This window comes from Rhodococcus sp. ACPA4 (genome assembly GCF_002300185.1).
Taxonomy (GTDB): domain Bacteria; phylum Actinomycetota; class Actinomycetes; order Mycobacteriales; family Mycobacteriaceae; genus Rhodococcus_F; species Rhodococcus_F globerula.
This window is the reverse complement of sequence record NZ_NSDY01000003.1, coordinates 57,468-69,376: the sequence shown is the minus strand read 5'-3', so window position 1 is coordinate 69,376 and position 11,909 is coordinate 57,468. Positions and strand designations below refer to the sequence as shown.

Here is an 11,909-nt window from a genome sequence, read left to right as displayed (position 1 = left end):
CACCTTATGTAGGACCTATGCCACTGCGGCCGCCTGTACTGGGTCGCTCCCAGTTCGTCTCTGCCCGAGTGCAACGATCATGGAAGATAGCCGGTGTGCGATGTCTGCGGCCGGCTTAGCGTGTCGTGTTTCCGTTCCGAAACGAGCACAATGGCTCCTCGGAAGCTACGAATGACGTGTGCTTCCGTGTCGCGGCCGTCGAACGGATCACCGCGTCCACCACAATGATGGCTGCGCTGAGAACCGACCGAAGTACAGTGGCACGTCGTGAGCACTCTCGACGATTTGATCTCAGCGCAGCGTGACTTTGCGATGGCTCGGGACTGGGAACAGTTTCACTCACCAAAGAATCTGGCGATGGCGTTGGGTGGGGAAGTCGGAGAGCTCTGTCTCGAAATCGATCCACTCTTCGAAGCCGGCACCGACATTATCGAGCTCACGAGTGTCGCCCACACACGGTTGCGGAACGAAGTGGGCGACGTCGCGCTCTATCTGCTGCGACTCTACGATGTCTTGTCCCTCGATCCGGCCGAAGCATTCAGCCTCGCTCTGTCCCGCACCGAGACTTCGGAATCGTGCCCGATTTCCGGAACTCCAGCTTCCCTTGCTCAAGCGGTGTGCAGACTGAATGGATCGACAGGCCTCGTTCTCGAAGTCTTCCAATGGGAAGAATCGACACACACAGCGTTGCCGTCGCGAATGGCCGAGGTGGAGTTGGCGCGCCGGTTGCGCTCCGTTGCAACATCATTGATAGGCCTTGCCAAGGTCATCGGTGTCGACGTTCTTGACGCAGCCAGCGCCAAGCTTGCAGCGAACGAGCAGCGGTACCCTGTCGACCTCAGTCGGGGGTCGAGCCGTAAGTACACGGAATTGCAGATGGGGTCGAGCGAGGACATCAAACCTCATACCCTGCCGTAGTACGTAATTCAGAAGTCCGGTCTCGTGATCGTAGTTTCGAGCGTTGATCCGATGTCGCTCTGCAATCCAGGTAGGAGGGCATGGTCCTCGGAATGACCTGCTGCACGCCTCGTCCGCCCGTGTCCTGCCACGCGGTGCACTTCGTAGGAGGTCTCTGTCTCGCTAAGACAGTTGAGTGGGTTTCTTTCCGCGGCAAGAGCGTCGTCAGATGTCGTGGAAAGTGATCGTTGGTAGTTGGTTCGCGCAAAGTGAGCCGCGATGACCAACCACGACCGTCGATTGTCAGGCACTGGTGACTTGTCTAGCCGGGTACCTTAAATATGAACTCGGGGAGGATAATTCGACTGCCCGCCGTGGACACTGATTTCTGTTCGCAGGCATCGAGCTACGTGCGTCGTCAATCGGTTGCCACACCTTCTTTTGGTGGCCGCCACCTACAAGTCGACTTGATAGACGAAGCTCTCTGCGTGCTCCAGAACTTCGCTGGTTAGATACACCGCGAGCGTCGGTTTCGTCAGAGCTCGAGTCACCACCGCGAGCTCCCAGGTCTCGTCCTCGTAGGCAGAACGGACCTCATTTCTGGTCAGCAGAATAGACGGGGTGGGCCCTGAAACACCTTTCACCTCCACTCGCGGATGTCTCCGGAAACGTGGATACAAGTAAGGCCCCAGCCGAGGTTGCGTGCGCCGACATCTTCGACGTCGTAGCCAAGGTTTGTGTAGTGGTCGGTGGCGGTGCCGACAGCAGCGTCTTCGACCACCTTGTTCGTTCGAGGATCACCGAATCCGGCTCCTCTCGCACCGGCCGTGATGGGTGACAACGACGAGATGACAGTCCTGATGGAAGGCGTGGCGCATGCTGACTCCAGGGCCATCGAACCATTCGAGTGCGCCACGGTCGGCAAATTCGGGCATGGGCTGCCCCGGCATGCGTGTAAACCTGATCGTCATCGTCCTCAGATAAGTCGATGGCTCTTGCGGATAGAAGCCGTGCGGATCAAGATATTCTTGCGCCACCAGAGACGCGGTACATACCGGACGATCCTGGCTGGTTCCCTCCGGTGGCAACTAGTCGTCCATACGCGCGTCGGGGCATTCGGTGCATCCGGTATCGACGGACAACGGCTTCGTGAAGTGCTCTGCTGCGTGCGTGCGGTTCGTTCCGGGTTTGTTGCTGGCCTTGCGGTCAGAGTCACCTCCGTCTGTGGGAGTGGCATAACCCTGGGCGAGTGTGTGTCGATGACGGGTTGGCACAACATTGGGGAAAGATGGACCGGTGGATGATCTCGTAGGCCGGTGTAAGGATGCTCAAATTGTTGCGGTGCTGTGCAACCCGCCATTGCGGGAGACGGCGCTGACGAGGTCTTGGCAGAACCTCGAAACGCTTCGAAAAGGGGTCGGAGCGACAGAAATTACGATCTGCAATTTAATTGAAGTGCGAACCCGCTCGTCCGAGGACCTTGGCTATCTCACTGGCGCCGTCGATATTGAAAACCTCGGGTGCAGAGTTCGAAGCGCAGCGTCTCAGTCGTCGATCGCCGTTGCGGCCTGGGGCACAAACGCGCCATCAGGTTGGCGAGTCCGGCACTGGGCTGATGTTGTGAATTCAGCACTTCGCGGTTTATCCGAGGCTGGACATACTGGAGTTATGCACGTGGGCCCAGGAACACGGCATCCTTCTCGGTGGGCTCAGTACACAAGTCCCGTTCACGGTCGGTTTTTGGGGCTGACATTCGAAGACCGCTTGATCGAGTCGTTGCAGTGGAGTCCTACGACTGTTCTTGAACGGTAGCGGGCAATCAGCGGCAGTTGTCAGGGAATTCTGCAACGCGTTCGGAAACTGGTGCCCCGAGTTCGAAGTTGTTCTGCGGTCATCTTTCGCCTGGATCTGTTCGGTGGTTTTCGTCCAGACGAACGGCTGTGCCCGCGGATTCCGCCCGTTGATGAACTCTCGGATCTTCGTCGTGAGTTCGCGGCCACTGCGGAAAGTGCCGCGGTGGATCGCTTGGCGTTCGATGATCCCGACCATACTTCGACCAGGTTCATCCACGATGCCGATGCCGATGCCGATGCCGATGGCGGGGTGTAATGAACGTGGATCCGCGGGTTCGCCGCCAGCCACTCGCGGACCTCGGCCTTCTTGTGGGTGGCGTAGGTGTCTATCACCAGGTGCAGTTTCCTGCTTCGGATACGCCCGCGCAACGTGCTTGAGGAACACCAGAAACTCCTGGTGATGGTGCCGGGGCCGGCAGATCCCGGTCACCTTTCCGGTTGCGGTCTCCAACGCAGCGAACAAGATGGTGGTGCCGTTACGGACGTAGTCATGGGTTTGCTTCTCCGGGATCCCGATCTGCATCGGCAACGTCGGCGCAGTCCGATCCAACGCCTGGATCTATGACTTTTCGTCCACGCACACGAGGATCGCGTTTTCCGGCGGATCGAGATACAACGCGACGATGTCAGTCACACTCACGACCAGTTCCTGTTCGGTGGAGATCGCGCCACCGAAATCGACATCACCTGAGGCCGCCGCGACGACCGAAACAAACGACAGATATTCGCCGCCGTTCCGAAACCCGACAAAGGCATACTCCGGCGCACACACCACCGAAAAAAACATCGTCGCACTAGCGACAAAAGCTGGATTCGCCCAGACTCACACCTGCTGGCCACGAACTCGACCCCGCCAAACCTGTCAGACCCTCGAACTACCATCAAAAGCGCGACGAGCACCAGGTCGCTACACTGACCCGACCGAAGCGAAAGTTAAGGTCCTGACCTGCAATAACCCTTGCTGATCGGTCATATGTGGCGACCTGATTCTCATTCACCACCCCAAACCAGAGCTACCGCGACACCAAGCGGACTCACCCTCCGTCGCTCCCGCACAATCACCACCCAGCAAGGCAAGTCGAGGCGCCCACCTTCGAGTGCTCGTTAGCGGGCGGAGCCCCAATCCGGGCAGAAGGGCCTGGAGTGAGCATCGAAAATGCCCCAGACCCATGAAAATTGCGACTACATCAACTAAAAACGCTGTTGCCAAGCCCGCCAAAACTTCCTGGTCAACCAGCCAAATAACACCAACAACGCACAAACAGCCAATGGCAGAATATATGCCTTGAGCAGCACGAATGCAGCGTAGGCGAGCCAGTCAGGACCAGGAAGCACTTGCACAACGGGCCAAATCCACCACCCAAAGCCGCCAAGCAGCAATCGAATCCTTTGAGGCATGTTTCTGCCGCCAGGAACTATCTTGGCCCACTCTTTTAAGGACCACCAACGAGTCCAATCCATTTGAGCGACCACATTCTGATTAATATCTTCTCTATAATCTTCTGACATATTTTCTCCCAATGAAATAGATACAATTGAATTCTTTACCTACAGAAAAAGTGCACATCTGTTGATTGATCTCCATTCAATTTGGTATGAAAACGGACACGCTTTTCGTGACCGGAAACCAACCATAACAGGATCAAGGCGCTTTCGGTACCTCTGGCGAGCTGGTATCCAAAAGCCTTTTCTGCTGTTTCGGCTAGGACGTAACTCTACTACAGGCGCGGCCCTCTCGGGCCGCTGCCGAAATGCGAGATCGCATTAAAGTTATTTAATTTGAAAGGGAAAGAATTCATCCGATAAGCAGTGAGAAATGATTATCTAGAGATGAGTTCGTCAGTGTGTCGAGAACTGCATCCATCCAGGCAGAGATTCGAACGTATGAGCGAGAATTGTGGAATTGTGGAGGGGAGATCGCGCAGCTGGAGGAGGGGATCAAATGACCGCACCTCCCTCACAAGAGGAAACATCACTCGACAAGGCCGAAAAGCTCGAACACCTCCGTCGAACGATGGCGTCGATACCTGCCAGATCCGACGGAACCGAACCGGTCACACCTTCTGTGATGCTGCACCCAGTCGGCGAGCGAGAGCCGACACCTATCGTGGACACCGCGCAGTCGACGCTTCGAATGCTCCCGGTACCACCCCCAATCGCAGACCTACTTCCACACGGAGGACTTGCCCGCGGGACCGTCGTCAGCATCGACGGCGCCGCATCCGTCCCCATTGGACTACTCGCCGCTGTCACCGCAGGTGGGGGACACGCCGCCGTTATCGAGATGCCGAGACTCGGACTACTTTGCAGCTGCCGAACAAGGCGCAAACCTCGCGAAAATCGGGCTCGTGTCCAAGCCCGAATCATCCGTGATCGAAGTCGCAGCAATCCTGCTCGAAGTCCATGGCCTCGTCATACTCGAACTATCCGGAGAGGCGATCAGCCCATACACACACCGTGATCGCCCGGGCACGATTCGAAGGGCGCCGTATTAGTCGTAAACAATGGACGCTGGGACGGGCCGGATCTACGCATCGAATCTCGCGTAGTCGGATACACAGGGCTGGAACAAGGACACGGACGTGTGTCTGGGCTGAAGCACGAAGTCGCGGCCGGCGGCAAAGGATTTCAGCGCAGACAGGGCGCATGGAGATCAGCGATGACGACGCCGGATCGGTCATCTGGCGAACCATCCCCGACATCGGCGCAACCATCACCACACCCCTGCGAGCCGCACTGTGACCAACACCGACCACTGGTCCGAACGATGACCAGATAATCCCGTGATCAGGACATTCGCCCTCAATGCCGGTCAGAGTCGAGATGTTGTAGAACGGGTTTGAACGTGTCCAGTGTCAGCATGCCACCAGCGACTGATTGTCGAAGGACCCTGACTCTGATGACAGCGGACCAGCAGCTTGAATCACGCTGGCCCGCTGTCAGTTCGTTATCACCAGGGCATTATCCCGTAGTTCAGTCAAGCTAAGAAAACGTCGATGGCAACACCGAGCGGGCCGAGCCATAAGCCATATGGTGTCATCTCACATCGCCTTCCGGGGTCGGATCCCGACCGTCTTTCCAGGCTAGGAAATCGGGTACTGGTTTCGACGCAGTATGATTACGTTATGGATTGGATCCAACTCGGCGAATCAGCTAGTCGCCTTATCAATGCCTTAGCAATCTTCAACGGTAACGCAGTCGACGTGAACTCCACCATGACGGTGGCGAACGAGAACGATCCGAATTGGAGTTCGAACTCGGATCTTCGTCGATCGATGTACCAGGCGCTCGACTTACTGGAACGTCAGTCGATGATTTCCGGAGAGTTTGGTGGGAGCATCCGTCTAACCGACAGAGGAAGTCGGACCGTAGGTACCCCGCCCTCCGCATGGATGCCTGATCCGGAAGACCCATCAACTAAAGAATGGATAGAACTCCAGAACCTCGTCGAGGCTATGGATGCTGAACGGCCTGGGAATGAACTCACTATAACGCATCTTTCAGTTTCGAATTGGCGTCAGTTCTCCTCTGTGGAATTACAAATACACCCACGCCTCACAATATTGACCGGGGCCAATGCGGCTGGAAAGACTACACTGTTAAATCTCTTCGCCCCCCACTTCAACTGGAACGCGCAACTGGTCAGCAAAGGGCAAGAAACTAAAATTTCTGAGAACCCAGCAGCGATCCAGATCGGCCAACTTCACTATAGCAATGGCGTACATACGAATCTTTGGCACCATTCGGAGCCTGGAATCTCAATGTCAAATGTGCATTATACGGGTACGGAACCTGTCCCAGGAATTTTTATCTCTTCTCATCGCTCAGTAAGCAGTTATCGGCCGCTTGAAAGCCTGCCAGCTCGATTCTCTGCGGCGGATACTATGCTGCAGCAATTTGCAAGCGAGGTGCAGTCACGTTACTCCGGAGGATCGAGCCAGTATCCGCCACTGTATAGAATGAAAGAAGCGCTAATTTCTGCCGCTCTACACGGTTACGGAAATCAGGTAGTAAGAGAAACTCTCCCCGCGATAGATATATGGGAAGGTTTTCAGAATATATTGGGCTCCTTCCTTCCTGAAGATTTGCAATTCGAAAATCTAATTGTAGAAAACGGCGAGCTACTTCTGAAAACCGCGACCGGTGAATTTCCGATTGAGGCCGCCTCGGGTGGCCTATCCGCCATGTTAGAGCTTTCCTGGCAAATTTTCTTACGCGGGCAGCACTCGCCCTCCTTTACTGTTTGTATTGATGAGCCAGAAAATCACCTGCACCCTGAACTTCAACGTATAATTGTGCCTGCCCTACTCGAAGCATTTCCCCAAGCAACCTTTATTATTGCGACACATAGCCCCTTTGTGGTCACCTCGACGCGGGACTGCGCCGTGTACGCGCTCGGCCGCTTCGGAGAAGATGACAAGATCAGCAGTCAATTGCTCGACCGCTTAAATGCCTCGGGAACGGCCGACGAGACGTTGCAGTCCGTTCTGGGTCTTGAGACGGCATTGCCATTATGGGCGCAGAAAGCGGTGGCCGATGCTGTAGAAAGCATCCCCGAGGAGGCAACCGGAGATGATCTGCGACAGTTACGGTCCAAATTGATAGAGCTCGGTCTCGACCGACAGTTCCCGGCCGCAGTCGCGGCGATCGGCGAGGGACACAATTGATCAAGATAACCAAGGGGCCCCTTCCGGTCTGGCTAGCGAAAAATCAGGAAAAGAAAACCCTTGAATATATGGTTGCCAAAAAAGGCAGTAAACCCAGTCCCTGGAGCCAGGCCGAATTAAGGGATGCGTTGAAATCTGAATGTTGGAACAAGTGCATGTATTGCGAAGTCGATCCCGATGATGGTTCGTATCCTGCAGTTGAGCATATTAAGCCCAAAGAGTCCTTTCCGGACCTCGTCCTCCAGTGGGAAAATCTAGGTTGGTGTTGTACTAGATGTAACACCAACAAGGGTAGTTACTGGAAGGATCACAAAGATCTTAAGCTATTGAATCCGTACGAGGATGATCCGGCAGACCACATCAAGCACTCTGGGCCGGTTATAGTCCCTTCGCTAGGAAGCGAGCGAGGCAAGAACACCATTCGTAAGCTAAAACTTAATCGCGGGTCTCTAATTACCTCAAAGGCTCGGAGGATTCAGGATTTAGACGATCGAATTCAACTCTGGAACCGTGAGGATGATCCCGATAAAAAGAGTGTCCTAGAGGATGACGTTCTAGATTGCTTAAGTCAGGAATCGGAGTTCTGTGCCATGCTTCGAGCTTTCGCCACTTTTCAAGGATTCCCTAACTGAAATGGATCCTGAATCGACCGCCAAGAATCCCCGGGGCATCGCAAGTAATGATTTCGACCAAGATAAATTACTACGGGACGACTGTCGTACAGCAGAATGACGATGCGGACAGGACGAACGAGGACTTAAAAAAGAATCGAAATTAGGGCGAAGTTCGAGAGAAACCCCGGTGCCACGTGAGGCGACGGCTAATAGTTCGGATGGTTACCCGCTCGGTACGGGCTAACTCGATGTTTGCGTACAACGCCGACCGTTTCATCTCCCGCTGTGGTCTGACCTTGACCGCACGGAATGTGTATCCGTCCTGGTCGATGACCGGCTCCTATTCGAAGTCGACCTGCTCGCCGACGTCGAGACCACGGATTCCTCCGCCGATGCTGAAACTGTCGCCCGGTTGAGCATTGATGACTTCGTCGGGGTGTAGGGCACTGTAGAAGGTCCAACAGCCGCCCGGGGTGTTCGCAGAGTCGATGACTCCCCAGCCTTCGTCGTCATTCCACGTGGTGACGACGCCGCTTGCTGGGGTGCCGATCCGGGGCGGGATCGTGTTGTCGAGGTGGGTGATCTCGTGATCGGTCCCGTCGGGATCGATATCCCAAGCCCTGGAGCCGAACGGCCCCGGCCGTGTGTAGTGCTCGGTGCCGACTGACCACGCCCGCACGGTGTAAAAGTCGTAACCGTCCACCGGCTCGTCGAATTGACGCCACTCGAACTCGACTTCTTGACCTTCAGTCAAACCGGGGAACCCGGGAACCGCTACGGATATGCACGGAGTCCAGCTACCGCCGGGGTGTCTGCGGAGTCGATCGCGCCCTGCATACCCCCCACGTCCCAACTGCGGACCACTCCTCGGCTCGTCATGAGTGTGTCCAAGACTGGTGCTAGCGAGCGGAACCCGAAAGCCGAACGAAGACAGGTACGTCCCGAAAGCCGGCCAATGTCCGGAACGAGCTGAGCTGCAGAAGTAAAACAAACGAACTCCGGAAACTCGGGGTACATCACTCGCCGGTGCGATTCGCCCAGCCGATCAGATTTTGAATTCTGTATGTGGTTTTCGTTAACGACTACTACGGGAGTTGGTTAGGGCGGTGGGATGTGTTGCAGAAGCAATTAGCTACTGTCGCGGAATGAACCATTACCAGGCAGTGCGCGACCGACCGTTTACTGAGGATGAAACCGAGCAGATGCGCTTGCTCCTAAGCACATTTCGCGATGGCTCTGGGCAGCGAGTGAAGGCTGGATTTATGCCCGATTTTCTGTCCTTCGAGCGGGTCACCGCATACGTACTCGGAGGATTCACAAACGAGGACAAGGGCGTCTTCGACGTTGCTGTCCCGGGCGGAGCCCGCCGCGAGCAGTGGGGCGTCTCATGCAAGATGGCGAGTGCTCAACCGGTTAAGAATTGCTGCTGGTTCATGGAGCTTTCGAACTCCGCCAAGTACCTGACTGATGCTCTCTTGGCCGAGGGGATCCACTGGCAGACGAATCCTGAGGCGGCAGGCCCCATTCTGGTGGGGACTGTCGGTTCATGGCACGAGAAGGTGCGCAGAACTTACGACATCGATGCCAGCAAGTACCTGCTGCTGACGCACGACTCCCGGTGGCGCAAGTTTGAGATGGCGGCGTTCGACATTCATATTCTGACCTGGTTTGCGTCCTCTGACATTGAGTGGGTTGTGGAGGGCCGAGAGGTTGGCGCTGGCAAGCCCTCATCCGTCGCGGGGTATATCGAAGTCGACCGCAGGCCGCATCGCTTGTGGCAGTGGTATGCCAATTCAGGGGGGCAACTGAAGTTCTACCCACCTATCGGCTGGGAGAAATGGCGAACAGGGGAGTTCGAACTTTCCGAACCGCCCGTTCACGACTTGAGGGACAAAGTTGAGGATTACTGGCCGGGGGCGTGGCCGGGACCTAACGCCCCCGGGGTCATCACTTTTTGACCCAAAGCACTTCCATGCGCTCTGCTGCCTTCTCTACCTTGGGGGGCTTGATCAGGATCTTCTTCCAGCCTGTCAGCTTCTCGTCGTATAGGTGATTGGCATAGCCCGAGATGACGACCGGCCCGGGATGTGCGACCAGGGCATCGAGCATCTCGACATGTTCCTGGACGCTCATCTCCGAGGCGTACATCTTCTGGGTCCGAGTCTCCATCAGGTACGGCGGATCGGCGTAGATAAGCGTGTCCTGGGTTGCAAAGCGGCGGATAACTTCGATCGCAGGACGGTGCTCGATCTCTGCGTCTTTGAGCCGCATTGCAAGCTCAGACAATTCACTCGGCACGCGCTGCCAGCGGAGTGACATGCCACCTGCTCGCTGCCGTGAGCCCCGATTTTTCCAGCCCGTTTTCTTGGCGAGATCCGATGCGTGCGCCTGCCAGATTCGAGTGACGAAGCGGCGGGCGTCCTCAAGCTCGTCCCCAGTTACAATGTGGCTGTCGTCGTACTCCTCTCGACTCCACGGCGTGGTCTCAAGCGCAAACAGAAGGTCGTCAGTTCGGTCGCGCAGGACGCGGAAGAAGTTCACGACCAGGCTGTGCGCATCGTTGATGAGTTCATGGCCGCTGGGATCCTTGGTGAAGAACACCGCCCCAGATCCGAAATAGGGCTCAATGTAGTGGTAGTGCTCACCGAAGTGGCTGACGATTTCGGAAGCCAGCGACCACTTACTTCCTGGGTATCGCAGAGCAGCGGACCGCCGCTTAGGAGTTTCCACCACCTCATCTGCAGTGAAAAGAGAGAGCGGAGCGCTGGGATCCATGCTGCCAAAGGTATCTGGGGCGACATTCCGCATCATGCGGCCACTGTCAGGTAGGTCGTCAGGGTCGAGCGCCGCGAAGCAAGAGTATGTCTAATCACCAGTAATGTATAGCGCGTTATACATTGCTGAGTCAAGCGCGCTATACATTCTGCAGTACGATTCGCCATCATGGACTCCCGAACTCACCTCGCGATGTCGGTTCAGGATCCGCGCCAGCGCCTCAACGCCCTCCTGGGACTCCTGTCCGAGATCGAGGCAAATCGAGCCGAGGTGCTCGCCGCGCGCAACTACGCGATCCGAGAACTTCATCGCAGCGGCGTCCGCATCACCGACTTGGTATCGATTACCGGCCTCACACGAGCTCGGGTGAATCAGATTCTCGCTGAAACGCAGGCAGAAAGATGGCCCGAAAAGCACAGCCAGACAGAGCCAGGGACGAATTGACCCAGGCACTATCCCTAGCCGGAATGAAGGTTCGCGAAGATGGGAAAGTCGCAACTGCGAAGCGAGCCCGCACCGACAGTGAAGCGTTGGATAGGATCCGGCACCTTCGTAACCTCTTCGTTCGGCGCGATGCACACGACGCAGTCTTGGCATACTGCTGTACCGAGCTTTTGCGAACAGACTTTTACGAGGCAGTGTTCGAAGCAATAAAGGGGCTGGGCAGCAGAATTCGGCAGATGACCAATACGGAAGGTGACGGATACGGACTGATCGAGGCGACGATGTGTGGAAAGGAGCCAGTTTTGGTGATAAATAACCTGATCACACGAACGGACCGAGATGAGCAACTTGGCGTCGCCAACCTCGCAAAGGGTTTGTTCAGCGCTTTTCGCAATCCGGTAGCCCACGAACCCCGACTTGAATGGCAAATGTCGGAACAAGCCGCACTGGATGTTCTCGGCACTCTCTCTGATTCATCGACGTACTGACGCTGCGACAATGAGAGCTGTTCCGACGTCTTGAGAATCGACGAGATGACTTAGTTCTGCTGCGCATCTCAAGGCCATGTGAAGGGAATCAGCTAGCATCCTGGCGTCGAAAACCGATCGGTTTACGACGCTTGAACGGCCACCTCATTCACGCAGGTCAGATTTGTTCGG

General features: G+C 56.0%; 11 protein-coding genes. 6 read left to right on the top strand and 5 right to left on the bottom strand.

Features of this window, described 5'->3' with window-relative positions; translation table 11 throughout:
* Positions 1 to 267 precede the first annotated feature (267 nt).
* A complete protein-coding gene (locus CJ178_RS32970; RefSeq protein ID WP_179300882.1) occupies positions 268 to 918 on the top strand; it encodes a hypothetical protein in 651 nt (216 codons plus the stop codon).
* A gap of 619 nt (positions 919 to 1,537) precedes the next feature.
* Here CJ178_RS32970 and CJ178_RS30405 read toward each other — a convergent pair.
* The 3 genes from CJ178_RS30405 to CJ178_RS32555 all read right to left on the bottom strand — a co-directional run bounded on the left by CJ178_RS30405 (position 1,538) and on the right by CJ178_RS32555 (position 4,259).
* Positions 1,538 to 1,792 (bottom strand): hypothetical protein, encoded by a 255-nt coding sequence (locus CJ178_RS30405; protein ID WP_095888799.1) that lies wholly within the window; start codon positions 1,790 to 1,792, stop codon positions 1,538 to 1,540.
* Between the two features lie 1,517 nt (positions 1,793 to 3,309).
* Positions 3,310 to 3,537, bottom strand: coding sequence for a hypothetical protein (locus tag CJ178_RS33455; protein WP_257013585.1), 228 nt, complete (start codon positions 3,535 to 3,537; stop codon positions 3,310 to 3,312).
* Positions 3,538 to 3,941: 404 nt separating this feature from the next.
* Positions 3,942 to 4,259: a hypothetical protein gene (locus CJ178_RS32555; RefSeq protein ID WP_143547563.1), complete on the bottom strand. Its 318-nt coding sequence runs from the start codon at positions 4,257 to 4,259 to the stop codon at positions 3,942 to 3,944.
* Between the two features lie 1,616 nt (positions 4,260 to 5,875).
* On the opposite strand from CJ178_RS32555, the gene CJ178_RS30390 reads away from it, so the two are divergent.
* Both CJ178_RS30390 and CJ178_RS33765 read left to right on the top strand, forming a co-directional pair.
* Positions 5,876 to 7,417, top strand: coding sequence for an AAA family ATPase (locus tag CJ178_RS30390; RefSeq protein ID WP_179300880.1), 1,542 nt, complete (start codon positions 5,876 to 5,878; stop codon positions 7,415 to 7,417).
* A gap of 68 nt (positions 7,418 to 7,485) precedes the next feature.
* Complete coding sequence (locus CJ178_RS33765) at positions 7,486 to 8,049, top strand: HNH endonuclease (RefSeq protein ID WP_373557499.1); 564 nt, start codon at positions 7,486 to 7,488, stop codon at positions 8,047 to 8,049.
* Positions 8,050 to 8,371: 322 nt separating this feature from the next.
* Here CJ178_RS33765 and CJ178_RS30380 read toward each other — a convergent pair whose 3' ends face one another.
* Complete coding sequence (locus CJ178_RS30380; protein ID WP_095888796.1) at positions 8,372 to 8,785, bottom strand: hypothetical protein; 414 nt, start codon at positions 8,783 to 8,785, stop codon at positions 8,372 to 8,374.
* A gap of 391 nt (positions 8,786 to 9,176) precedes the next feature.
* Here CJ178_RS30380 and CJ178_RS30375 point away from each other — a divergent pair, with 391 nt between their 5' ends.
* Complete coding sequence (locus CJ178_RS30375) at positions 9,177 to 9,989, top strand: hypothetical protein (RefSeq protein WP_095888795.1); 813 nt, start codon at positions 9,177 to 9,179, stop codon at positions 9,987 to 9,989.
* Here the strand turns inward: CJ178_RS30375 and CJ178_RS30370 are convergent.
* Positions 9,979 to 10,842: a DNA adenine methylase gene (locus CJ178_RS30370; protein WP_095888794.1), complete on the bottom strand. Its 864-nt coding sequence runs from the start codon at positions 10,840 to 10,842 to the stop codon at positions 9,979 to 9,981. The two genes, CJ178_RS30375 and CJ178_RS30370, sit on opposite strands and share 11 nt — an antisense overlap.
* A 132-nt stretch (positions 10,843 to 10,974) precedes the next feature.
* Between CJ178_RS30370 and CJ178_RS30365 the strand changes: the two genes are divergently transcribed.
* Together CJ178_RS30365 and CJ178_RS30360 are read left to right on the top strand one after the other, a co-directional pair.
* Positions 10,975 to 11,250: a hypothetical protein gene (locus CJ178_RS30365; protein WP_095888793.1), complete on the top strand. Its 276-nt coding sequence runs from the start codon at positions 10,975 to 10,977 to the stop codon at positions 11,248 to 11,250.
* A 23-nt stretch (positions 11,251 to 11,273) separates the two neighbouring features.
* Positions 11,274 to 11,738, top strand: coding sequence for a TIGR02391 family protein (locus tag CJ178_RS30360; protein ID WP_218833767.1), 465 nt, complete (start codon positions 11,274 to 11,276; stop codon positions 11,736 to 11,738).
* Positions 11,739 to 11,909: the final 171 nt, after the last annotated feature.

Excerpts from the sequence above, each read along its gene's own strand:
- CJ178_RS30365 (WP_095888793.1), top strand. The coding sequence starts at position 10,975 with ATGGACTCCCGAACTCACCTCGCGATGTCGGTTCAGGATCCGCGCCAG.
- CJ178_RS30370 (WP_095888794.1), bottom strand. The coding sequence starts at position 10,842 with ATGATGCGGAATGTCGCCCCAGATACCTTTGGCAGCATGGATCCCAGC.
- CJ178_RS30390 (WP_179300880.1), top strand. The coding sequence starts at position 5,876 with ATGGATTGGATCCAACTCGGCGAATCAGCTAGTCGCCTTATCAATGCC.
- CJ178_RS30375 (WP_095888795.1), top strand. The coding sequence starts at position 9,177 with ATGAACCATTACCAGGCAGTGCGCGACCGACCGTTTACTGAGGATGAA.
- CJ178_RS32555 (WP_143547563.1), bottom strand. The coding sequence starts at position 4,259 with ATGTCAGAAGATTATAGAGAAGATATTAATCAGAATGTGGTCGCTCAA.
- CJ178_RS33765 (WP_373557499.1), top strand. The coding sequence starts at position 7,486 with ATGGTTGCCAAAAAAGGCAGTAAACCCAGTCCCTGGAGCCAGGCCGAA.
- CJ178_RS33455 (WP_257013585.1), bottom strand. The coding sequence starts at position 3,537 with ATGTTTTTTTCGGTGGTGTGTGCGCCGGAGTATGCCTTTGTCGGGTTT.
- CJ178_RS30405 (WP_095888799.1), bottom strand. The coding sequence starts at position 1,792 with ATGGCCCTGGAGTCAGCATGCGCCACGCCTTCCATCAGGACTGTCATC.
- CJ178_RS30360 (WP_218833767.1), top strand. The coding sequence starts at position 11,274 with ATGAAGGTTCGCGAAGATGGGAAAGTCGCAACTGCGAAGCGAGCCCGC.